20 protein-coding genes and 1 tRNA gene are annotated in these 22,825 nt (G+C 72.9%); 11 read left to right on the top strand and 10 right to left on the bottom strand.

The window, feature by feature from the left end:
* Nucleotides 1–876, top strand: a complete 876-nt coding sequence (locus tag H5965_RS36195) for a class I SAM-dependent methyltransferase (RefSeq protein WP_310975499.1) — start codon at nt 1–3, stop codon at nt 874–876.
* Here H5965_RS36195 and H5965_RS36190 read toward each other — a convergent pair.
* Nucleotides 830–1,459: a TetR family transcriptional regulator gene (locus H5965_RS36190; RefSeq protein WP_310975497.1), complete on the bottom strand. Its 630-nt coding sequence runs from the start codon at nt 1,457–1,459 to the stop codon at nt 830–832. The genes H5965_RS36195 and H5965_RS36190 overlap by 47 nt on opposite strands.
* 157 nt (nt 1,460–1,616) lie before the next feature.
* Here H5965_RS36190 and H5965_RS36185 point away from each other — a divergent pair.
* Nucleotides 1,617–1,689, top strand: a tRNA-Ser gene (locus H5965_RS36185).
* A gap of 24 nt (nt 1,690–1,713) precedes the next feature.
* Nucleotides 1,714–3,939: a hypothetical protein gene (locus H5965_RS36180; RefSeq protein WP_310975496.1), complete on the top strand. Its 2,226-nt coding sequence runs from the start codon at nt 1,714–1,716 to the stop codon at nt 3,937–3,939.
* Nucleotides 3,940–3,981: 42 nt separating this feature from the next.
* Here the strand turns inward: H5965_RS36180 and H5965_RS36175 are convergent, their stop codons facing one another.
* Both H5965_RS36175 and H5965_RS36170 read right to left on the bottom strand, forming a co-directional pair.
* Nucleotides 3,982–5,439, bottom strand: a complete 1,458-nt coding sequence (locus H5965_RS36175) for an FAD-dependent oxidoreductase (RefSeq protein WP_310975495.1) — start codon at nt 5,437–5,439, stop codon at nt 3,982–3,984.
* Between the two features lies 1 nt (nt 5,440).
* On the bottom strand, nt 5,441–6,343 hold the full coding sequence (locus H5965_RS36170) for a diiron oxygenase (protein WP_310975494.1): 903 nt from the start codon (nt 6,341–6,343) through the stop codon (nt 5,441–5,443).
* Between the two features lie 107 nt (nt 6,344–6,450).
* On the opposite strand from H5965_RS36170, the gene H5965_RS36165 reads away from it, so the two are divergent.
* Nucleotides 6,451–7,998, top strand: a complete 1,548-nt coding sequence (locus H5965_RS36165; protein WP_310975493.1) for an adenylate/guanylate cyclase domain-containing protein — start codon at nt 6,451–6,453, stop codon at nt 7,996–7,998.
* Between the two features lie 4 nt (nt 7,999–8,002).
* Here H5965_RS36165 and H5965_RS36160 read toward each other — a convergent pair whose 3' ends face one another.
* A complete protein-coding gene (locus tag H5965_RS36160; RefSeq protein ID WP_310975491.1) occupies nt 8,003–9,016 on the bottom strand; it encodes an alcohol dehydrogenase catalytic domain-containing protein in 1,014 nt (337 codons plus the stop codon).
* A 71-nt stretch (nt 9,017–9,087) separates the two neighbouring features.
* Between H5965_RS36160 and H5965_RS36155 the strand changes: the two genes are divergently transcribed.
* The 3 genes from H5965_RS36155 (at nt 9,088) to H5965_RS36145 (ending at nt 13,334) form a co-directional block, all read left to right on the top strand.
* Nucleotides 9,088–9,696 (top strand): TetR/AcrR family transcriptional regulator, encoded by a 609-nt coding sequence (locus H5965_RS36155; RefSeq protein WP_310975489.1) that lies wholly within the window; start codon nt 9,088–9,090, stop codon nt 9,694–9,696.
* Nucleotides 9,693–11,309, top strand: coding sequence for a CocE/NonD family hydrolase (locus tag H5965_RS36150; RefSeq protein WP_310975488.1), 1,617 nt, complete (start codon nt 9,693–9,695; stop codon nt 11,307–11,309). Before H5965_RS36155 ends, H5965_RS36150 begins: the two co-directional genes overlap by 4 nt.
* A 93-nt stretch (nt 11,310–11,402) precedes the next feature.
* Complete coding sequence (locus H5965_RS36145; RefSeq protein ID WP_310975487.1) at nt 11,403–13,334, top strand: DNA/RNA non-specific endonuclease; 1,932 nt, start codon at nt 11,403–11,405, stop codon at nt 13,332–13,334.
* Nucleotides 13,335–13,346: 12 nt separating this feature from the next.
* Here the strand turns inward: H5965_RS36145 and H5965_RS36140 are convergent, their stop codons facing one another.
* A complete protein-coding gene (locus H5965_RS36140; RefSeq protein WP_310975485.1) occupies nt 13,347–14,003 on the bottom strand; it encodes a GntR family transcriptional regulator in 657 nt (218 codons plus the stop codon).
* A gap of 47 nt (nt 14,004–14,050) precedes the next feature.
* Between H5965_RS36140 and H5965_RS36135 the strand changes: the two genes are divergently transcribed.
* A complete protein-coding gene (locus H5965_RS36135; RefSeq protein WP_310975483.1) occupies nt 14,051–14,473 on the top strand; it encodes a VOC family protein in 423 nt (140 codons plus the stop codon).
* A 92-nt stretch (nt 14,474–14,565) separates the two neighbouring features.
* Nucleotides 14,566–15,306: a sigma-70 family RNA polymerase sigma factor gene (locus H5965_RS36130; RefSeq protein WP_310975482.1), complete on the top strand. Its 741-nt coding sequence runs from the start codon at nt 14,566–14,568 to the stop codon at nt 15,304–15,306.
* Between the two features lie 63 nt (nt 15,307–15,369).
* On the opposite strand, the gene H5965_RS36125 is transcribed toward H5965_RS36130, so the two are convergent.
* Genes H5965_RS36125 through H5965_RS36105 form a run of 5 tightly spaced genes read right to left on the bottom strand, consistent with a single transcriptional unit; the run spans nt 15,370 to nt 20,831 of the window.
* The gene (locus H5965_RS36125) at nt 15,370–16,419 is read right to left on the bottom strand and encodes an acyl-CoA dehydrogenase family protein (protein ID WP_310975481.1); all 1,050 of its coding nucleotides are present in this window, start codon (nt 16,417–16,419) and stop codon (nt 15,370–15,372) included.
* Nucleotides 16,416–17,330: an acyl-CoA dehydrogenase family protein gene (locus H5965_RS36120; RefSeq protein ID WP_310975479.1), complete on the bottom strand. Its 915-nt coding sequence runs from the start codon at nt 17,328–17,330 to the stop codon at nt 16,416–16,418. The genes H5965_RS36125 and H5965_RS36120 overlap by 4 nt, the downstream gene beginning before the upstream one ends.
* Entirely contained in the window at nt 17,327–18,457 is a 1,131-nt protein-coding gene (locus H5965_RS36115) for an acyl-CoA dehydrogenase family protein (protein ID WP_310975478.1), read from the bottom strand. Before H5965_RS36115 ends, H5965_RS36120 begins: the two co-directional genes overlap by 4 nt.
* On the bottom strand, nt 18,457–19,302 hold the full coding sequence (locus tag H5965_RS36110; protein WP_310975477.1) for an enoyl-CoA hydratase: 846 nt from the start codon (nt 19,300–19,302) through the stop codon (nt 18,457–18,459). The genes H5965_RS36115 and H5965_RS36110 overlap by 1 nt, the downstream gene beginning before the upstream one ends.
* Nucleotides 19,299–20,831, bottom strand: a complete 1,533-nt coding sequence (locus H5965_RS36105) for a FadD3 family acyl-CoA ligase (protein WP_310975475.1) — start codon at nt 20,829–20,831, stop codon at nt 19,299–19,301. Before H5965_RS36105 ends, H5965_RS36110 begins: the two co-directional genes overlap by 4 nt.
* A gap of 82 nt (nt 20,832–20,913) precedes the next feature.
* Here H5965_RS36105 and H5965_RS36100 point away from each other — a divergent pair, with 82 nt between their 5' ends.
* Together H5965_RS36100 and H5965_RS36095 are read left to right on the top strand one after the other, a co-directional pair.
* Nucleotides 20,914–22,059, top strand: coding sequence for an acyl-CoA dehydrogenase family protein (locus H5965_RS36100; RefSeq protein ID WP_310975473.1), 1,146 nt, complete (start codon nt 20,914–20,916; stop codon nt 22,057–22,059).
* Nucleotides 22,056–22,817, top strand: coding sequence for an SDR family oxidoreductase (locus H5965_RS36095; protein ID WP_310975472.1), 762 nt, complete (start codon nt 22,056–22,058; stop codon nt 22,815–22,817). The genes H5965_RS36100 and H5965_RS36095 overlap by 4 nt, the downstream gene beginning before the upstream one ends.
* Nucleotides 22,818–22,825: the final 8 nt, after the last annotated feature.

Below are 22,825 nucleotides of genomic sequence, written 5' to 3'. Positions count from 1 at the left end.
GTGGCCGCGCCGGACAGCACGGCGGTGCGGACCGCGCTGTGGCGGGCCCTGCACCTCGCCGTCGATCCGCCGCCCCACGTGTTCGCCGACGACCTGGGCCTGCGGCTGGCCGATCCGGGCGACGGCTGGCGGCGGCGCGACGACATGGACCCGGCGACCGCCGGCCGCTACCGCGCGGGCATGGTGGCCCGCGCGCGGTTCGTCGAGGACCTGGTCGCCGAGCAGGCCACCCGGGGTGTCGGCCAGTACGTGATCCTCGGGGCCGGGCTGGACACCTTCGCCCAGCGGCGCCCGGAACTCGCGGCCCGGCTGCGGGTGTTCGAAGTGGACCAGCCGGGGCCGCAGGCCTGGAAACGCGACCGGCTGGCCGCACTCGGCCTGGGCGTGCCGGACTGGCTGCGCTTCGTGCCGGTCGACTTCGAGACGGCCTCGTGGTGGGATCGGCTCATCGCCGCGGGTTTCGCCCCGGACGAACCGGCGATCGTCGCGTCCACCGGTGTCAGCATGTACCTGACGAAGGAGGCGAACGCGGCCACGCTGCGCCGGATCGCCGGGTTCGCCCCGGGCTCCACGCTCGCGATGACGTTCCTGCTGCCGGCCGGCCTGCTCGACGGCGGCGAACGCGCCCGCCACGAGGCCACCGCTCGCCGGGCGGAGGCGGCGGGGACGCCGTTCGTCAGCTCCTTCTCCCCCGGGGAAATGCTGGCGATGGCTCGCGACGCCGGGTTCCGCGACGTCGTCCACGTCTCGGGCGCCGAGCTGGACGAGCGGTACTTCGCGGACCGCGCGGACGGGCTGCGGGTCGTGCGGGGCGAGGAATTCCTCGTCGCTACGGCCGGGGCTGCTGCCCCAGATACGCCCGCAGCATCGTCTTGACCGGCTCGAGCAGTTCGGTGGCACCGTCGCCGCGGAAGGCCTCCTGGATCACGGCGTCGGCGGCGAGGAACGCCGTGCGGCAGGCCACCGCGGCCTCGTAGTCGTCGCGCAGGAGGTCCTGCGCGACGAGGATGCGGTGCACGCCGGTGGCCATCACGCGCTTGTGCGCGATGTCGGCCTCCCGGGTTCCGTCGGTGAGGCCGCGGCCGAACCACAGCGCGCGGAACCCGGGTTCGGCGCGGTAGAGCCCGGCGAAGGCGTCGACGAGCAGGCCGACGGGATCCTCCCAGGTCTCTTCGGCCGCTCGCTCGGCGAACGACGTCATGAGGTCTTCCAGGCGGGCGAGGTAGACCTCGCCCAGCGCCTCGGTGATGGCGTCGCGGTCCGGCAGGTACTGGTACAGCGCGCCCACCGACACGCCGGCCTCCGCGGCCACGCGGGTGGTGGTCAGCGCCTCGACGCCCTCCGCGGCGAGCAGGCGGTCGGCGGCGGCCAGGACCTGGGCCAGCTTCTGCCGGGACCGCGCCTGGCGGGGCACCCGGCGCAGGCGGACGCCCGCTTCGATCGGCTCCGGGCCGGTCATGCGGCCTCCAACCTGAACGTGACTTTGATTCGTATTTATTCTAGCCCGGCCGGAGGCCCGCCGCAGCCCGGAGCGAAAAGTCGGTCGCGCCGGGCCCCGCGGCGGATTACCGTTGCCGCTGCGGGAAATCGCCCGGCGTGCTCGGCGGTCCCCGCAGCTTGGAGTAGTTCAGCAGGCAGAACACCCGGCTCGAATCCGGGAAGGCGCAGGTTCGACTCCTGCCTCCAAGTCCGGTTCCACCAGGGGGAGTCCACATGGCACAGGAGGCGTCACCCGGCTACGCCTACGGGCAGCTCGAACGAGCGTTGCGCACCGCTTCGTCCACAACGGACGGACGGGTCCGCCGCCGCGCCCTCGCCAAGGCCGGCCGGTGGCAGGCGGTGCTGGCCGGCATGGCCGACGGGTCGCTGACGGTCGGCTCGCGGACCCCGGTCGCGGACACCCCGGCGTGGGTCACCTTGGAGGTCGCACACGGCGGGTTCGCCACCGGCCGGTACCTCGCCGAACTCCCGGTGCGCCCGGAGGAACTCGCCGCCGTCCCGGCCGGCGCACCGGGCCGCACCGACCGCGAGCGCGTCAACCTCGGCCACCTCACCGACGCCGGGCTCGCCGCCCTCCGCGCGGCGCTGGCCACCGAGGCCTACCGCGTCGAACTCCCGGAGGACGCCGCGCTGCCGGTGCTCGCCTGGCTGCTCGACCACGGCCACGCCGAGGCCGCCCTCGACCTGGTCGCCGAGCTGCGGCCGCTGCTGCACCGGCTGCGCCTGGCCCCGCTGCCCGGCGCGGCCCCGCGGCCGTCCGGCGCGCTGGTGCGGCTGGCCACGGTCGGCGAGGTTCGCGCGACGCTGCGCTCGGCGAAGACCAAGCCCGCGATCACGGCGATGCTGGAAACGCTGCGGGTGTGGCACCCGCTGTACGACCGGCTGGTCGCCCTGTGGGTGGAGACGGTCGAGGGCGAGCTGCCGCGGCTGGGCGAGGACGGCGTCACCGGTGGCTGGCCGTGCCGGACGTGGCCCGAGGGCTGGGGCTCCCGGCGGGCGCAGTGGCTCGTCGACTACGCGGCGGCGTGCGCGCGGCACACGGCCTCCACCTCCCACACGCACCCGAAGAGCAACTTCGCGCGGCTGGCCCGGGCGCTGCGGCGCTGCCAGTTCGCGAGCGCGGAGCTCACCGGCCGCGACGTCGGCTGGATCCGGCGGGCGCTGGCCAACACGATCACCAAGCACGGCGAGCCGGGTTCGGAACGACGGGTCGCGCTGCGGTCGGTGCAGGCGGCGGTGGCCGCGCGCCCGACGCACGCCGAGCTCGCGGCCGTCCTGGCCGGCCGGCTGGACGCCTACCCCGGCGACGGCGGTCTCCCCGCGCTCGACCCGGTCGTCGCCGACGCCGTCCCGCCGCACCTGGTCGCGAAGGTGGCCCGCGCGCTGGAGGCACCGGTCGAGGAGCTGGTCGCGCGCGGGGTGATCACCTCGGGCGACGTCCTGGCGGTGGTGCTGCCGCAGATCACGGCGCAGCTGATGGCGGCGAACGTCGAAGACGAGCGGCTGGCGGCGCTGTACGCGCAGACGTACGCGGCCTTCCGCCGTCGCCGGGGGCTGTTGCTGCTCGACCTCGAGCAGCAGGTCCGGTTCGAGGAGCTGCCGTGGATCCGGGCGCTGGAGCCGTTCCGGGCCCGGCGTCCCGACGTCGCCCGGGCGGCGCGGCAGACGCTGACGCAGACGGTGCTGCTGGCGCTCGGCTCGTTCCCGCACGCGATCCTGCCGAACACGCTGCTGCGTGAGCTCGGCGCGCTGGCCAAGCAGGCGGGCCTGCCGATGCCGCTGCTCGAGGAGCTGGCGGCGGACATCTTCGTGGGCACGTTCACGGACAAGTGGCGCACCGCGGCGGCGGCGACCAGCCGGATCATGGCGGGCACGCTGTATGCGCGGTACTACGACCTGCCGGACGAGTGGCCGGCGCCACCGCGCAAGCTGCTGCGACGCACGGCGGACGACTTCGCGGCGGTCTGCGAGGCCCGGGCGGGCCGCCGGCGGCGGTCGGTGGCGGGCAACGGGATGGTGATCGAGCACAGCCAGATCCTCACCACGCACAACCTGGCGGTGCTCGTGGAGACCCTGGGGCTGCGGTCGCGCCTGGGCCCCGACCTGGCCGGCCAGGTGTTCACCTGGGTGGTGCGCCGCCTGGCCGGAGAGCGGTACTGGAGCCGGCAGCTGATCAAGAACGTCGCCTACGCGTGGCGGCAGGCGGTCTTCTTCTTGAGCTTCTGCGCGGAGGAAGATCAGCGTGTGGCGGTGGCTCGGCTGCGTGAGCTGGTGACGCAGGCGGGGCTGGCGGAGCGTTTCGGCCCGGCGGTGACGGGGCTGGCCGCGGTGGTCGAGGGCGCGACGTTCACCCCGGACGGCACGCTGCCGGACAGCTCGGGACGGCGGCTGCTCGGCTGGACGACCGGCCCGCACTGGTGCCGCGCCCGCACGGCCTGAAGCGGCCGGAAACCGGTTCCCACCACGGTTTCCGGCCGCCGCTCAGGCGCGGCCGAACAGCCGCGCTCCCCTGCGCCGCACCGGCAGCCGCCCGGCCACCGCGTCCTCCAGCAGCGACCCCACCGTCTCCCGCGCACACGCCTTGTTCGCGCCGATCCCGCCCGACGGCCCGCGCTTGATCCACCCCGCCACGTACACCCCCGGCCGCCCGGACAGCCGGCCCGCCGCGTTCGGCACGATCCCCGCGTCGTCGTCGAACGGCAGCCCCGGCACCGGCACCCCGCGGAATCCCGCCGCCCGGATCACGCGGCCCGCCGGGATCTCGGCGCCGTCCGCCGTCACCACCGCGCGGACCTCGGTGTCGCCGTCGAACGCCAGCGGCGCCGAGTGGAACCGCAGCACGATCCGGCGGCCCTCCGGCGGTGGCGAAGACCAGTCCACGCGCTCCCGTGGCACTCCCTGCAGCCACGCCGCTTTGTCCCCCGGCTGCGCGCCGTCGATCGCCGCCGCCACCCGCGGGTCCTCGTCCACCACCAAGCCGCCGCGGGCCGCCAGGGCCAGCAGCTCCGGCCGGGTGTACGCCGCCGTCTCCGGGCCGCGGCGGGCCAGCAGGACCACCTCGCGGACCTTGGCCGACCGCAACCGGGCCAGCGCTTCCGGCGCGATCGGCGTCTCCGCCAGCACCTCCGGGTCCGCCGTCAGGATGCGGGCGATGTCCAGGGCGACGTTGCCCGTTCCCACGACGACCACGCGTTCGGCCGACAGGTCGACGGCGTCCGGCTCGACGTCCGGGTGGCCGTTGTACCAGCCGACCACCGTCGCGGCCGGCAGGCTGCCGGGCAGGTCCTCGCCCGGGACGCCGAGCCGCCGCGCCTCGGTCGCCCCGACCGCGTAGATCACCGCGTCGTGGCGCTCCGCCAGCTCGGGACCGGCCGAGACGCCGAGCCGCAGGCGCAGCCTCGGGTGGTCGTGGAACCGCGCGAACGTCTCGCCGATCTTCTTCGTCGACGGGTGGTCGGGCGCGACGCCGTAGCGGATCAGGCCGCCGGCCGTCGGCAGGCGGTCGATCAGCGTCACGCGGGCGTTCGTGTGCAGCAGCAGGTCCTCCACCGCGTACATCCCGGCCGGTCCGGTGCCGACGACGGCGACGTCCAGGGGCGCGAAGTCGCTCGGCAGCACCCGCGTGAACGACGGCGGGGCCCAGCGGTGGAAGTTCGGCGCCACCGAGACGTCGGCCAGCACGTCCCGGCCGGCGTAGTACTCCGCGTTGATCTGCTCGTACGCCCGCAGCGGCCCGGTCAGGTCGCCGGCCGGGAAGATCGCGTCCACCGGGCAGGCGTCGGCGCAGGCGCCGCAGTCGATGCAGGTGGCCGGGTCGATGTAGAGCAGGTCCGTCGTCCCGAAGTCCGGCTCGTCCGGCGTCGGGTGGATGCAGTTGACCGGGCAGACCGACACGCAGGTGGCGTCGGCGCAGCAGGTCTGGGTGATCGCGAAGGCCATGTCAGATCAGGTTCGCTCGTTTGTAGAACCACAGCGACGGCTTGGTAAGCAGCCCGGCCGAGTGCAGGAACTCCATCAGCCCGGAGCAGCTGGAGCGCAGCATCGACTTGTGGTGCTCGTTGGCCTTCGCCTCGCGCCGCGCCCGCTTGCCGTCGAGCCCGGCGTTCTCGTAGACCTTGCCGTTCACCATGCTCGTCACGATGAAGTACGACGCGATCGCGACGACCAGGCCGTTGATCTGGCGCCGCAGCCACCCGGCGCTCCTCAGCCGCTCGCGGGTCTCTTCGCGGGCGAACTTCATGTGCCGGGACTCCTCGACGACGTGGATGTTGTTGATGGTGCGCACGAACGGGACCACTCGCTCGTCGCGCATCCAGTCCCGCTGCATCACGTCGAGGACCTCTTCGGCCACGAGGATCGCCGCGTAGGCGGCTTCACCGGTCGCCGTGGCCTTGAAGACGCGGCCCAGCTCGACGACGAACCGGCGCGGCCGGTAGGCGGGCGCCCGCAGCTTCGCCGCGCCGCGGGCGAACATGATCGAGTGCCGGCACTCGTCGGCGATCTCGGTCAGCGCCCACTGGAACGCCGGGTCGGTGGGGTCCTTGGCGTAGAAGTCGCGCAGCACCATCTGCTGCAGGATCATTTCGAACCAGATCCCGGTGCTCGCCACCGACGCCGCCTCCTGGCGGGTCAGCTCGCGCTGCTGCTCCGGGGTCATGTCCGCCCAGTAGGAGGTGCCGTAGAGCGTGCTCCACTCCGGACTCGCGCCGTGGTAGCCCGTGTCCAGCGGCGTCTCCCAGTCGACCTCCTTGACCGGGTCGTACGACAGCTGCTCCGACGAGTCGAGCAGCCGCCGCGCCACGGTCTCCCGGTCCGACACGCCCGATTCGCTGATGCTCGTCACGACCGACCTCCTCGTCAGGTGTTACCGAAGTTCACTGTTACCAACCGTAACACATACTTGCGGCACCCGTCTCCGGGCAATTCAGTGAACGACCGTACACTCAGATGGTGACCCCAGGACGCTCCCCCGCGGAGCCGTTCGGCTCCGGCCTGCTCGGACCGCTGGACCAGCACGCCACCGCGTTGCGCCGGCGCGTCCAAGGCCTGCTCACGGCCGCTTTGATCGCCACCAACGTGATCGGTGCGCTGGTCGTGGTCGGACTCGCGGCGCTGCTCATGCCGGCGCCCGGGATGTCCGGTGAGCTCGTGCGCGTCACCGCGGTCGCAGTACCCGTGTACGTCGTTTCGGCGGTCGTCATCGGCACGCTGTGGGGTACCCGCGGCGCCCTCCGGACCCTGCGCTGGGCGGCCGACGGACGCCGGCCGACGGACGCCGAGCGCGCCGCGAGCCTGCGCGTCCCGCTGCGGCTGACGGTCGTGCAGGCGGTGCTCTGGGGCCTCGCGACGCTGGTCTTCGCCGGGCTGGCGGCGCTCGTGCAGCCGGAGGTCGTGCTCACCGAGTTCCTGGTGGTCGCGTTCGCCGCGGTCGTCGTCTGCGCGATCGCCTACCTCTTCGGCGAGTTCGCCCTCCGGCCGTACGCGGCACTGGCGCTGGCGGGCAGCACGCCGCCGCGCCCGGTCAACGGCGGCGTCAACCGGCGGATGCTGCTGTTCTGGTGCCTCGGGACCGGGGTGCCGGTGGCCGGGCTGGTGGTCACCGCGGTGCTGGCCTGGGTGCGCGGCGACGTCTCCACCACGAAACTCGCCGTGTCGGTGATCGCGCTCGGGCTGGTGGTGCTGTGCTTCGGACTGCTGGTCACGGTGTTCACCGCCCGCTCGGTGGTCAACCCGATCTCTTCGGTGCGCGACGCGCTCGGGCGCGTGCGGGCCGGCGACTTCAGCGTCGAAATCCCGGTCTACGACGGCACGGAACTGGGCCTGCTGCAGGCCGGGTTCAACGACATGACGGCCGGGCTGGCCGAGCGCGAACGGCTGCGCGACCTGTTCGGCCGGCACGTCGGCCGCGAGGTCGCGGTCGAGGCGATGCGCACGTCGACCGAGCTCGGCGGCACGGTCCGGACGGTGTCGGTGCTGTTCGTCGACCTCGTCGGGTCGACGGCGCTGGCCGCGAGCCGCCCGCCGGAGGAGGTCGTCGGCCTGCTCAACCGGTTCTTCGCGGTGGTGGTCGACGAGGTGGATCGCCACCACGGGCTGGTCAACAAGTTCGTCGGCGACGCCGCGCTGGCGGTGTTCGGGGCGCCGGCGCCGCTCGGCGACCACGCCACCTGCGCGCTGGCCGCTGCCCGCGCGATCGCCCGCCGGCTGGCCGCGGAGGTGCCGGACGGCCCGGCCGGGATCGGCGTGGCGACGGGGGACGCGGTCGCCGGCAACGTCGGCGATCCCCGCCGGTTCGAGTACACGGTGATCGGCGACCCGGTCAACGAAGCCGCGCGGCTGACGGAGCTGGCGAAGAACGCACCCGGCCGCCTCCTCGCCTCCTGGACGGCGGTCGAGGCCGCGGCCGGGGAGGAAGCCGCCCGGTGGACGGCAACCGAAGACGTCACCCTGCGCGGCCGCAGCCGCCCGACGACGCTCGCCTCACCACGGCTCGGCTGACCGGTCAGCGCCGCGGGTCGATGTGCACCTTCGGTCCCGCGCCGCCGACCCGCTCCCCCGTGAGCACCGCGCCGGCCTGCTCGAGGCCGACCGTCGCCGCCACCAGAGGGCGCGGGTCGACCGCTCCGCTCGCGTACGCGGCGATTGTGTCGGCCAGGCCGGGTGACGCGGACAGCACCCCGACCGCCGTGACGTCCTTCAGCACCAGCACGCGGGTGTCGAGCTCGCTCGGGCGGCCGGACAGTCCGATGTAGACGACCCGGCCGGCGGGTTCCACCAGGTCCGCGGCGAGCGCGGGCGAGCCGGAGGCGCCGGTCGCGTCGACCACCGCGTCGAACGGCAGGTCCGGCGAAGTCTCCCGGGTCCACACGTGCGCGAAGCCGAGACTGCGGGCGAAGTCCGGGGAGCCGACCCCGAGCAGGTGCACCTCGGTGCCCGCCGCCCGCAGGAACAGGGCCGTGAGCAGCCCGATCGTCCCCGGCCCGAGGACCAGCGCCCGGTCGCCGGTGCCGGTGCCGGCCGCGCGGGCCGCGCGCAGGGCGTTGCCGCCGGGTTCGACCAGGGCCCCGAGCACGGCGTCGACCGAATCGGGTAGCGCGTGCAGCGACCACGCGGGCACGGCGAGCCGCTCCGCCAGCGCGCCGGCCCGGCCGCCGCGGATGCCGACCTCCTGCCGGTTTTCGCAGGTGTGCTGGTGCCCCTTCCGGCAGCGGCGGCACGTCCGGTCGCCGAGCATGGTGTCGCCCGTGACCCGGCGCCCCAGCCAGGCGGGGTCGACGCCGTCACCGATCGCCGAAACCGTGCCGGCCCACTCGTGTCCCAGCCGCATCGGGTAAGCCGCGTGCCCCTGGTGCAGGTAGGTCATGTCACCGGTGAAGAACTCGACGTCGGTGCCGCACACCCCGGCCCGCTCGACGTCCACGACGACCTCGCCCGCGGCGGCCTGCGGGACGGGCACCTCCTGCACCGAGCACTCCCGCGGACCGGTGAGCACGAAGGCCCGCATCGTCGAAGACATGGCCGCATCCTCGCACGGGCCCGAATTCCGAACACTTGCTATTTTCTTGACACCTGTCCATTATCGACGCCGTGACCGGCGACTGGACGACCGAAGCGCCCGCCAAGGACCGGCGGGTCCGCCGGTCGCGCGCGGCCCTGCTGCGGGCCGCGGTCGAGCTCGTGTCCGAACGCGACTCCACCGCCGTCCCGGTGTCCGAGATCGCCGAGGCGGCGGACGTCAGCCGCCAGGTGCTGTACCAGCAATTCGGCGACCGCGACTCGCTGCTGCTGGAGGCCGCGCTCGACCTCGTCCGGCGCGAACTGCTCGGCGAGCTCGGCGGCCTCGCCTCGGCCGCCGGCGAGCACGCGTCCCTGCTGGCGCTGGGCCGGCACTTCGCCCGGTACCGGCGCTTCTACCGGGCGCTGCTGACCGGGGCGTCCGCGTTCGCCCTCAACAAGGCGCTGACCGGCCTGTTCCTCCCGGTCAACCGGGAAAACCTCGCCCGCGCCCTCGGCGGCCGGCTCGACGCCGGCGGCCTCGAGGACCTGGCCACCTTCCTGACCGGCGGGGCGGGAGCGGTCGTCAACGCGTGGGTCGTCGACGGGCCGGACCCGCTCGACCCGGAGGAGTTCGCCGGCCGGCTGCTGCGGATGCACTCGGTCGTCACCGCGATGATCACGAAGGAGGCCGGCCGATGATCAGCCGTCTCGTCGAACGCCTGCTGAAGCTGCCCGCGCCGGTCACCCGGCGCCTCGCCGTCCAGCGGGACCTGCGCGTCCCGATGCCCGACGGCGTCGAGCTGCTCGCCGACCGGTGGGCACCCCGCGCCGGCGGGGACGGGCTACCGCTCGCGCTGGTGCGCACGCCCTACGGCCGCCGGGGCGTGTTCGGCGCGATCCTCGCGCGGCCGCTGGCCGAGCGCGGGTTCCAGGTGCTGGTCCAGAGCACGCGCGGCGGCTTCGGCTCCGGCGGTGTTTTCGACCCGCTGCGGCAGGAACGCGAAGACGGCCTCGCCACGCTGGACTGGGCGGTGCGGCAGCCGTGGTCCGGCGACGCGATCGTGCTGGTCGGCGCCAGCTACCTGGGTTACGTGCAGTGGGCGGCCGCCGATCGCCTGCCGCCGCAGGTGAAGGCGATGGTCCCCCAGGTCACCGAATCCGGGCTGACGCTGGAATTCCTGCGCGAGGACGGCCTTTCGCTGGAGACGCCGTTCGGGTGGGGCGTCCAGGTCGCGGTCCAGGAACGCCGGTTCGCGCTGGTCCGGCGACGCGCCCAGGCGAAGAAGCTCGTGCAGGCGCTGAACACGCTGCCGCTCGCCCAGGCCGACGTCGTCGCCATCGGCCACCGCTCCGACTACATCCAGGACATTCTCACCCGCACCGAACACCACCCCCGCTGGGCGGAGGTCGACCACCGGCACCGCGTCGCGGACGTCACGGTCCCGGTCAGCTCGATCGCCGGCTGGTACGACATCTTCCTGCCCGGCCAGCTGCGCGACTTCCGCACGCTGCAGGACGCGGGACGGCGGCCGCGCCTGACGGTCGGGCCGTGGACCCACGCCGGCCGCTCCGACCTGCTCGGCAGCACCGGCGAGACGCTCCGGGAAACCCTGGCATTCGGGCTTGCGCACGCCCGCGGCGAGGAACCGCCGGAACGGGCGCCGGTCCGGCTGTTCGTCATGGGTGAGGAGGCCTGGCGCGACTTCGCTTCGTGGCCGCCGGAAGGCTATGCGCCGCAACGGTTCCACCTCCAGGCGGGCGGCCTGCTGGCCACGGACGTTCCCGGTGAGTCCGAACCGGACCGCTACCGCTACGACCCGGCCGACCCGACCCCCGCGGCCGGCGGCGTGCGGATGGCCCCGGACGCCGGCCGGGTGGACAACGCGGCGCTCGAAGCCCGCGCCGACGTCCTCACCTACACCACGCCGGTGCTCGACGAGGACGTCGAAGTCATCGGGGACGTGCAGGCGGAGATCTGGTTCCGGTCGAGCCTGCCGTTCGCCGACGTCTTCGTCCGGCTCTGCGACGTCGGCCCGGACGGCCGGTCGGTCAACGTCTGCGACGGCCTCACCAGCCTGCGCGAGGCCGATGTGCCGGCCGCCGTCACCGTCCGGATGTGGCCGACGGCGCACCGGTTCCGGCGCGGGCACCGGATCCGGGTCCAGGTCTCCAGCGGCGCTTTCCCGCGCTACGCCCGGAATCCCGGCACCGGCGAGCCGCACGCCACCGCCGTCACCCTGCGCGCCGCGGACCAGGAGGTCCACCACGACCCGGCACACCCGTCGGCGATCGTACTTCCCGTGCTGAACTGAAAAAGAACTCCCGGCGACGCGCCGGAAACCGTGTAACGCGCCTTGCGGCCGGACGACTAACGCGGTGTTTCCGGCTCGCTCTCGGGAGGCATCGTGGACGTCAAGACGGACCGGCAGTCCGAGCAGGAGCGGGCCGCGGCCGCGCGCGCCGCCGAGCGCACCGGGCCGCGGCAGGCCAAGATCGCGTTGCTGCGCAAGCCCGGCGGGATCGCCGAGGCCGACGAGCCGAGCCGGGTGGCGACCCGGATCGACCGGCTCGGCCGCTACTACCCCGACGTCCGGCCGGTGAGCCCGGCGGCGATCGCGGCGGGCGACCCGGCGGCGATGACGGCCGCGGGCGCCATCCTCGAACGCATCGTGCTCACGAACGACCTGCTCGGCGTCGGCTACCTCGAAGGCGGCGTCACGGCTGCGGCCGCGGTCGGCCGGGTGAACATCCGGAACGCCCAAGGCCGGCTGATCGGCTACGGCACGGGCTCGCTCGTGTCGCCGGAACTGCTGCTCACCAACCACCACGTGCTGCCGGACGCCGAGGCCGCCGGGTTCAGTGTCATCGAGTTCGACTACCAGGACGGTCTCGACGGCCTGCCCAAGCCGGTGCGGGCCTTCCCGCTCGACCCCGGCCGGTTCTTCGCCGCCGACCGGTCGCTCGATTTCGCGCTCGTCGCGGTGAAGGCGACCACGGAAGAACTGCGCCCGTTCGGCTTCAACCGGTTGATCGCCAGCGAAGGCAAGGCGATCGTCGGCGACTTCGTCACCATCGTCCAGCACCCCGGCGGCGGCAAGAAGCAGGTCGCGCTGCGGGAAAACCGGGTCGTCGACGTCCTCGACGAGTTCCTGCACTACGAAACCGACACCGAACCGGGGTCGTCCGGTTCGCCGGTCTTCAACGACCAGTGGGAGATCGTGGCGCTGCACCACGCGAGCGTCCCGGCGACGGGCCACGCGGAATACGGCGGGTACCTCAACGAAGGCATCCGGGTCAGCAAGCTGCTGAAGTTCCTGCGGGAGCAGCCGTTCACCCCGGCGCAGCGGGCGCTGCTCGACGGGCTGGCCACCCGCCCGGAGCGTGCCCTGCCGCCCGACGGCTCTTCGGGCGGCAGCTCGCCGGTGCTGACGCTCGCGATGCCGTTCGACATCCGGCTGCGCGCCGAACCGCTGACCGGGCGGATCGACCCCGACTACGCGAACCGGGAAGGCTACGACCCGGCTTTCCTGCCCGGGCACACCGTGCCGCTGCCCGGCCTGTCCGACGCCCTGGTCCCGCTGGCGGCGGTCAACCGGCAGGCCACCGGCGAGCCGCGGTACGTGCTGCCGTACCACCACTTCAGCGTCGTCATGCACCGGGAGCGGCGGCTGGCGATGTTCACCGCGGTCAACATCGACGGGCGGCTGAGCCGGGCCCTGCGGCGCGAAGCCGACCACTGGTCGCTCGACCCTCGGGTGGCGGTGACCGAGCAGATCGGCGAGGAGCTCTACCGGGCCAACCCCCTCGACCGCGGGCACCTGGTCCGCCGGCTCGACCCGGCGTGGGGCGCGACCGAGCCGATCGCCCAGCTCGGCAACGACGACACGTTCCACTTCACGAACTGCTCGCCGCAGCACCAGGACTTCAACCAGAACAAGACGACGTGGGCCGGGCTCGAGGACTACGTGCTGAACAACGCGGACAACTTCGACCTGAAGGTCAGCGTGGTGACCGGCCCGGTGCTGGCCGCGGACGACGACCGGTACCGCGGTGTCCAGCTGCCCCGCCAGTTCTGGAAGGTCGTCGCGATGGTGAAGAAGGACGGCACCCTGTCGGCGACGGCGTACCTGCTGAGCCAGGAGGAGCTCATCCACGGCCTGGAGACGGCGACCGAGTTCGACTACGGCGCCTACCGCACGTACCAGGTGCCGGTCCGCCGGATCGCCGAGCTGACCGGCCTGACGTTCGGCGACCTCGAAGCCGCCGACCCGCTCACCGGCCTGGAATCCACGAGCCAGGCCCAGGAGGTCCGGAGCGCGGCGGACCTGGTGCTCTGACGACGTATCCGGCTAGGCCGTCCGTCCACTGAGGACGTTTAAGGCATGGCGGCGGTGCTCGGCGAACAGCGTGAGGGCCGCCTCGCGGTCGCCGGCGCGCAGGGCGGTCACGAGGTCGCGGTGTTCCGCGGGGATGCCGGTCAGGTAGCCGTCGGTGGCGACGCCGATCCGGGTGAGCAGGAACAGGTGCACCTGCGAGCGGATCGCCTGCCAGGCCTCGCGCAGCCGGCGGTGCCCGGCGGCCGCGTAGACCGCGTCGTGGAATTCGAGGTCGCACCGGACCATCTCGTGCTCGTCGAGCGCGCGTTCCATGCGCCGCACGACGGCGTCGATCGCGGCGAGGTCCTCGTCGACCGCGCGCTCGAGGACCAGCTCGACGGCCAGTTGCTCGAGGGCGGCCCGCAGGCTGTCCAGCTCGGTGACGTCCTCGTCGGTCAGGGCGGTCACCGTGGCCCCGCGGTGCCATTCGCTGCGGACGAGCCCTTCGCGCTCCAGCTTGAGCAGCGCTTCCCGCACCGGGCCGCGGCTGACGCCCAGCGCTTCCGCCAGCTCGACTTCGCGCAGCTGGCTGCCGGGAGCGTAGACGCCGTCGAAGACCGCGTCGCGGATCCGGTCCGCGACCTCGTCGGCCAGCCCGCGGCGCCGGGCGGGAACCACCGAACCACTCATGTCTTAATGTTAACATCAAGACAAGATCCTCGGCGAAGGGAGTCCCCATGACCCTGCCCATCCCCCGTTTCCACCTGGCGATGCCGGTGGACGACCTGGCCGCCGCCCGGCGGTTCTACGGTGAAGTCCTCGGCCTCGAGCAGGGCCGCAGCGCGGACACGTGGATCGACTGGAACCTGCACGGCCACCAGTTCGTCACGCACCTGGCCCCGGCCGGTCCGCAGCGCGTGCACAACCCGGTCGACGGCCACGACGTGCCGGTGCCGCACTTCGGCCTGGTCCTCACCGTCCCGCGGTTCCACGCGCTCGCCGACCGGCTGCGGGCGGCGGGCGCGGAGTTCGTGATCGAGCCGTACGTCCGCTTCGAGGGTCAGCCCGGCGAGCAGTGGACGATGTTCCTGCTCGACCCGGCCGGCAACGCCCTGGAATTCAAGGCCTTCGCCGACGACGCCCAGCTGTTCGCGGTCTGACCGGCCCGCTGCCCGGATAATCGCCGGGACGGCAGTTCCACCCGATCGGGCCGACCGGTGGTCACGGCCCGTTCCCTGGGTACCCGGTGGCCATGGAACCAGCCGACGACGTGCCGGACGCCGTGCTGCTCGCCGCCTTGAGAGCCGGGGATCTCGACGCCGCCGGACGGCTCTACCGCCGGCACGCCGAGCCGCTGCGGCGGACCGCCGGGGCGTGGGCGCGGCAGCCCGCCGAGCGCGACGACCTCGTGGCCGAGACGTTCGCCCGGGTGCTGACGATCGTGCGCGCCGGCGGCGGACCGCACAGCGACCTGCGGCCGTACCTCGTCGTGACCCTGCGCAACCTGGCGGCGCGGTGGAGCAAGCAGCGCACCCGGGTGGAGCTGCGGGCCACCGTTCCGGAGCCGCCCGGCCGGGGTGCCGACGAGCTCGCCCTGCTCCGGTCGAACGCCCGGCTCGTGTGGTCGGCCTACTGCACGCTGCCCGGCCGGTGGCGGACGGTGCTGTGGCGGACCGAGGCCGAGGGCGGCACCCCGACGGAAGTGGCGCCCTCGCTCGGGCTGTCGCCGAACAGCGTCGCGGCGCTGGCGATGCGGGCCCGGGAAGGCCTGCGGCAGGCGTACCTGCAGGTCCAGGTGCCCGAGCCGGACGAGCCGGCCTGCCGCGAACCCCGCCGCCGGATGGGCGCCTGGGTCCGCGGCGCCCTGCCGGCCCGCCGGGCGGACGCGATCGCCGGGCACATCGCCGCCTGCCCGGCGTGCCGGCGGATCGCGGGTGGCCTGGACGAGGCGAACCGCGAGCTGCCGGGCTCGGCCGCCCGCCTCACCGGCTGAGCCGGGGGCCTGGCCGCCGGTGCCGCGAATGACTCATTCGCGGCGTCCGAGGTCCCGAATGAGTCATTCGCGACGTTCGGACCCCGGGGCGCCGAAGAGCAGAGCCGTCCCGTGGGCTCGCTTGAAGTACAGGTGGGCGTCGTGCTCCCAGGTGATCGCGATACCGCCGTGGAGCTGGATCATCTCCGCCGCCGCGTGGGCGAACGCCTCGCCGCACACGACCTTCGCGGTCTCGACCGCTTCGGCGTCGCCGTCCACCAGGGCCGCGTACAGCGCCGAGCGGGCCGCTTCGACGTGGACGTGGACGTCCGCCATCCGGTGCTTCAGCGCCTGGAACGACCCGATCGGGCGACCGAACTGACGCCGTTGCTTCGTGTACTCGACCGTCAGCTCCAACGCCCGCGCGGCCGCCCCGACCTGCTCCGCGGCGACGGCCACCGTCGCCGTGTCACGCAGCTGCCGCAGCTGTCCGGCGAACCCGCCGGCGTCGAGACGGCGAGCCGGCGTCGAAGCGCACTCGACCACCGCGAGCCGCCGGGTCGGGTCCAGGCTCGTCACGCGGGTGCGGCGGACCCCTTCGAGCGGCACCTCGAACAGGCCGGCGCCGTCGTCCGTGCGGGCGATGGCGAGCAGGACGTCGGCGAGGTCGCCGTCCAGGACGTAGTGGGTGCGACCGTCGAGCCCCGCGTCCGACGCGCGCAAGGCCGGCGTCCACCCTCCGTCCACATCGGACCACGCCACCGCGGCCAGGGTGGTGCCCTCGGCGATACCCGGCAGCAGCCGCTCGCAGGCCTCGTCGTTGCCGGTCAGCAGCAGGGCCTGAGCCGCCAGCACCGCTGAGCCCAGCATCGGGGCCGGGGTGAGCGTCCGGCCGAGTTCCGCGAGCACGACACACGCCTCGGCCAGCCCGGCACCCGCGCCGCCGTACCGCTCCGGGATCGTCAGGGCGGCGACACCGATCTGCTCGCAGAGCGTCGACCACAGCTTGTCGTCGTACCCCAGCGGCGACGCCATCGCGGCCCGCACCGCCTCCGGCCCCGACCGGCGCGTCAGCAGCGCCCGGACGGCGTCCCGCAGCGCCCGGGCTTCCTCGGTCTCCAGTGGATCGGTCATCGCAGGACCCGCGCGCGGTGAAACGACCCGGTCCCCCACGCCCCCACCAGAGCCCGGACCTTGGTCAGCCGGAGGCCGAGGTCGTGCTCGGCCGTGTAGCCGATGGCGCCGTGGACCTGCAGGGCGGTCCGGGCGGCGAGGTGGGCGGCGTCCCCGGCCATGACCTTCGCCGCCGAGACGTCCCGGGCGGACGTCTCCTTCGCGACGGCGGCGCCGTGCAGCAGCGGCCGGGCCAGTTCGAGCCGGGTGGCGACGTCGGCGAGCAGGTGCTTGATCGCCTGGTACTCGCCGATCGCCCGGCCGTACTGCTGGCGTTGCTTCGCGTACGCCACCGACGTGTCGAGCAGCCACTGCCCGGCCCCCAGGAGCTGGGCGGCCACGGCCAGGACGCCGCGGTCGAACGCGGCACCCCCCGTGACCGGCTCGGCCGGGACCCGGAACAGCCGCCGGGCCGGGTCGATCGAGCGCACGAGGTCGCCGGTTCGGGTGAGCTCGGCACCGGTGAGGTCGAGGACGACGCCCGCGATGTCGGCGTCGAGGGCCAGGGGGACCTCCGGCGGCGCGACGACGGTGGCGATGAGGTCGCCTTCGGCGAGGGAGGTGCGCCGGTGCCCGGTCAGCAGCGCCGGGGCGACCGCGGCCGACTCGACGACCGGGCCCGGGACGGCGTGGTAGCCGAGCGCTTCGCAGGCGACCACCAGGTCGACCGGGCCGGCGCCGAGGCCGCCGTGGTCCTCGTCGACCAGCAGCGCGAAGACGCCGACGTCGGCGAGGGCACGCCAGAGCTTGAGGCCGCGGTCGTGGTCCCCCGCGGCCCAGGCCCGGGCGGCGGCCGCGGTGTCCGCCCCGCCGAGCAGCTCGTGCAGCGTCGCGGCGAACTGGCGCTGCTCCGGCGAGAGCTGGAACCTCATCGGCGGGCCTCCCTCGGGAGTTTCAGCAGCCGTTCGGCGATGGTGTTGCGCTGGATCTGGTCGGTGCCGCCGTAGATCGGACCGGCCAGGGAGAACAGGTAGCCGTTCACCCACGTCTCGTCGGTCTCGGCTTCCGGACCCAAGACGTCGAGCGCGGTTTCGTGCAGTTCGACGTCCAAGTGGGACCAGAACAGCTTGTTCACACTCGACTCCGGCCCCAGCTCTCCCCCGTCCTGCAGGCGGCTCACCGTCCCGAACGTGTAGAGCTGGTAAGCCCGCGCACCGATCCACGCGTCGGCCACTCTGTCCCGTGTGGACAGAGGCTCGCCGCTCGAACGCCAGAGGTCCACCAGCCGATCGGCGGCGGCGAGGAACCGTCCCGGGCTGCGCAACGACAACCCGCGCTCGTTGTTCGCGGTGGTCATCGCCACCCGCCAGCCCTGCCCCACCTCCCCGATCACGTCCTCGTCGGGCACGAGCACGCCGTCGAGGAAGATCTCCGCGAAGCCCGGTTCACCGTCCAGCTGCGGGATCGGCCGCACGGTGACCCCCTCGGCCCGCAGATCGACCATGAAATACGTCAACCCGTGATGCCGCTGCGCCTCCGGATCACTGCGGAACAGCCCGAACGCCCGATCGGCGAACGTCGCGCGGGAACTCCACGTCTTCTGCCCCGACAACAACCAGCCGCCATCGGTCCGCACCGCCGTGCTCCGCAACGCGGCGATGTCGCTGCCCGCCTCCGGCTCGGACCAGGCCTGAGCCCACACCTGCTCGCCGGTGGCCATCGCGGGCAGAATGCGGTCGCGCTGCTCCTGCGTGCCGTGGGCGAACAGCGTCGGCCCGAGCATGAAGATGCCGTTCTGCGACACCCGCCCCGGCGCGCCCGAGGCGTAGTACTCCTCCTCGAACAACAGCCACTGCAGCATCGAGGCGTCCCGGCCGTGGTACTCCCGCGGCCACGACACCACCGACCAGCGCGCCTCGGCCAATTCGGCCTCCCACTCCCGATGGGCCGCGAAACCTTCCGCGGTGTCCATCGACGGCAACGAGCGAACGTGGGAAGCCAGCCACTCCCGGGCCTCGCTGCGGAAGGCTTCCGAAGCCTCGTCGATGTCGAGGTCCATCAGGCCCCCTTGTTCGCATCACGCATCGACCGCGCCGACTGCCCACCCAGCGAATCCTCGGAAGTCTCCGCGTTGTGAGCGTGTGCGAAGTGGTGCAACCCGAACACCGAGTCCATCCCGGACCGCAACCCCATCAGATCCTCGGCCTGGTTGACCGCCTTCTTCGCCAACGCCAACCCGAACGACGGCATCCCCGCGATCTTCTCGGCCAGCTCCTGAGTGCGCTCCTCCAGCTCCGCACGCGGCACGATCCGGGTGACCATCCCCCATTCCTTCGCCTGCTGCACGGTGAATCGCTCCCCGGTGAAGAGGACTTCCTTCGCCGCGCGGGGCCCGAGAACCCACGGGTGCGCGAAGTACTCGACGCCCGGTATCCCCATGCGTACCACGGGGTCGGCGAAGAACGCGTCATCCGAGGCCACGATCAGATCGCACACCCACGCCAGCATCAACCCACCGGCGATGCACGCGCCCTGCACACTGGCGATCATCGGCTTCGGGATCTCCCGCCACCGGCGGCACATCCCCAGGTACACCTCCGACTCACGCGCGAACCGCTGGTCACCCCCGACGCGATCGGTGTGGTCCCACCACAGCACCGCCCGCCGATCGAACGGCTGGTCCGCGTCCCGCCCGGGACTGCCGATGTCGTGCCCCGCCGAAAAGTGCTTCCCCGCCCCCGCCAGGACGATCACCTTCACCTCGGGATCGTTGACCGCGTCCCGGAACGCGTCGTCGAGCGCGTACGTCATCGCCGAGTTCTGGGCGTTGCGGTACTCCGGCCGGTTCATCGTCACCACCGCGACCGGCCCCCGCCGCTCGGACCGGACCACCGTTTCACTCATGCCGTCTCCTCGGTCAGCAGCCGCTTCAGCACCTTGCCGGAAGCGTTGCGGGGCAGTTCGCCGAGGAATTCGACGAACTTCGGGTTCTTGTAGTTGGCGAGCCGTTCGCGGCAGAAGGCGAGGACCGCCTCTTCGGTCAGCCCGGATCCGACGACGAACGCCTTGCCGACCTCGCCCATCCGCTCGTCCGGGACGCCGACCACGGCCACGTCGCGGACGCCGGCCAGCTCGGTCAGCGCGCTCTCGACCTCGGCCGGGTAGACGTTGAAGCCGCCGCAGATGTACATGTCCTTGAGCCGGCCGGTGATGGTGAGGTTGCCGTCGGCGTCGAGTTCGCCGACGTCGCCGGTGTGCAGCCAGCCGTCTTCGTCGATCGCCTCGGCCGTCGCCTCGGGGTCGTCGAGGTAGCCGAGCATCACGTTGGGCCCGCGCAGGACGATCTCGCCCGGCGAACCGTGGATCGCCACTTCGAAGCCCGCCGTCGCCCGGCCCGACGTGCTCGCGATGAGTTCCGCGGAGTCGCCCGGGCGGCACATCGTCACCATCACGGCTTCGGTGAGGCCGTAGGCGGTGAGTACGGTCTCGAACCCAAGTTCGGACCACATCCGGCGGACGAGCGACGCCGGCACGCTGGCCGCCCCGGTGACCGCGAGCCGCAACGACGACAGGTCGCCCTTGCGCGGCTCGTGCAGCAGGGACTGGAAGACCGTCGGCGCACCCGGCAGCACGGAGATCCGCTCCCGTTCGATCACCTTGAGCGCCTCGCGGACGTCGAACACCGCCTGCGGGACGATCGTCGCGCCGGTCAGCAGGCCCACCACGATCCCGGCCTTGTAGCCGAAGCTGTGGAAGAACGGGTTGATCACCAGGTACCGGTCGTCCGCGGTGACCTGCCCGCAGTCCGCCCACGCCGCGGCGACCTCGACCGTCTGGCGGTGCGCCGAGAGCACGCCCTTGGAGCGGCCGCTGGTGCCGGAGGTGAAGAGGATGTCGCTGACGTCGTCCGGGCCGACGGCGTCCGCTCGCGCCTCCGCCTCGGCGGCCGGGACCTGCCCGGCCAGGGCCAGGAACTCGTCCCAGCCCAACGTCCCCTCCACCGGCCGGTGCGGCTCCTGCAGCGGCACCCGGACGACCGTGGCCAGGTCCGGCAGTGCGGCGCCGGTGTCCCGGATCGCGGCGTGGCGGTCGGTGCCGAGGAAGTCGGCGGCCACGACGAGTGCCTTGGCCCGGCCGCGGACGAGCAGGTCCACGGTCTCGGTGGCGGTGAAGCGGGTGTTGACCGGGATCAGCACCGCGCCCGCGTAGAGGGCACCGAGGGCCGCGGTGACCCAGTGGTGGGTGTTCGGGAGGGCGACCGCGACCCGGTCGCCGGCGTGGACGCCGCAGGCGGCGAACGCCCGCGCGACAGTTCGAACACGTTCCAGAAGCTGGTCGTAGCCGAGCCGCACCGAGCCGTCGACCAGTGCCTCCGCGGACCCGAACTTCGCGGCGGCATCGCGGACGACGGCCGGGATCGTGGTCTGTCCCACCACAGCCTCCTCTGGACCGACAAAGTAGAACGTGTTCTCATTACCCTAGGTGCCGGACCGGCCCGGCAGCAAGGAGGCGTGCGTGGAACCGTCGCGATTCCGCAGCGAGGTCGCGGACTGGCTCGCCGCCAACCTGACCGGCGAGTTCGCCCGGCTGCGCGGCCTCGGCGGGCCGGGACGCGAGCACGAGGAGTTCGACCTGCGCCTGGCCTGGGAACGCCACCTCGCCGCGGCGGGCTGGACGTGCGTCGGGTGGCCGGTCGAACACGGCGGCCGCGGTCTGTCGCTGGAGGATCAGGTCGCGTTCCACGAGGAGTACGCCGCTTCCGGCGCGCCGGCGCGGGTCAACCACATCGGGGAGCAGCTTCTCGGCCCGACCCTGATCGCGTTCGGCACCCCGGAGCAGCAGCAACGGTTCCTGCCCGGGATCGTCGGAGTCGAAGAACTCTGGTGCCAGGGTTACTCCGAACCCGGCGCCGGCTCCGACCTCGCCGCCGTCTCCACCACCGCGGTCCTCCGCGACGGCGAATGGGTGATCAACGGCCAGAAGATCTGGACGTCCCTGGCGCACGTGGCCGGCTGGTGCTTCGTCGTCGCCCGCACCGAAGCCGGCTCCCAGCGCCACCACGGCCTCTCCTACCTCCTCGTGCCACTGCGCCAAGAGGGCGTCACCATCCGGCCCATTCAGCAGCTCACCGGCACCTCGGAGTTCAACGAGGTCTTCTTCGACGACGCCCGCACCCCCGCCGACCTCGTCGTGGGCGAACCCGGCGAGGGCTGGAAGATCGCGATGGCCACCCTGGGCTTCGAACGCGGCGTCTCGACGTTGGGGCAGCAGATCGGCTTCCGCCGCGAACTCGACGACATCACCGCCGAAGCGAAACGCCTCGGCACCTACGACGACCCGCTGCTGCGCGCCGACCTCACCCGCGCCCGCATCGGCCTGCGCGTGCTGCGCGCCCATGCTCTGCGGACGCTCGGACAGGCGGCCGGGCCGGAGGTCGCCGTCGGCAAACTCCTCTGGGCCCAATGGCACCGCGGGCTGGGCGAACTCGCCATGCGGGCCCGCGGCGCCCGATCCCTCACCTCGGACGGCCCCGAACTCGACGAGTGGCAGCGGCTGTTCCTGTTCACCCGCGCCGACACCATCTACGGCGGGTCGGACGAGATCGAACGCAACATCATCGCCGAGCGCGTGCTCGGCCTACCTCGGGAGGCCCGCCCGTGATCCCCGCCTACCCACCCGGCCATGACCTCCTTGAGGGAAAAGTCGTCGTGGTCACCGCCGCCGCGGGCACCGGCATCGGGTCCGCCGTGGCCAAGCGCTGCCTCGAAGAAGGCGCCGACGTCGTGATCAGCGACTGGCACGAACGGCGGCTGAAGGAGAAAGCCGCCGAACTCGGCGCCGTCCACGCCATCCCCTGCGACGTCACCCAGGAGAACCAGGTCCAAGCCCTCATCGACGGCGCCGTGGAGCACTTCGGCCGTCTCGACGTGATGATCAACAACGCCGGGCTCGGCGGCACCAAGTCGGTGCTGGACATGACCGACGAGGAGTGGTCGAAGGTCCTCGACATCACCCTCACCGGCACCTTCCGCTGCACCCGCGCCGCCCTCAAGCAGTTCGTCGCGCAAGGCGGTGGCGGGGCGATCGTCAACAACGCCTCCGTAATCGGCTGGCGTGCCCAGGCCGGGCAGGCCCACTACGCCGCCGCCAAAGCCGGGGTCATGGCACTGACCCGCTGCTCGGCGCTGGACGCCGCGGAACACGGTGTCCGGATCAACGCCGTCGCCCCCAGCCTCGCCATGCACCCCTTCCTCGCCAAGGTCACCAGCGACGAGCTCCTCGAGGACCTCACCAAGAAGGAGGCGTTCGGCCGCGCCGCCGAACCCTGGGAGGTCGCCAACGTCATGGTCTTCCTCGCCAGCGACTACGCGAGTTATCTCACCGGCGAAGTCGTCTCCGTCAGCAGCCAGCACCCCTAGGAGCTCCC

Source organism: Amycolatopsis sp. 505 (assembly GCF_031625235.1).
GTDB lineage: Bacteria > Actinomycetota > Actinomycetes > Mycobacteriales > Pseudonocardiaceae > Amycolatopsis.
The sequence above is the reverse complement of the archived record's forward strand: the minus strand, read 5'-3'. Positions and strand labels throughout refer to the sequence as shown.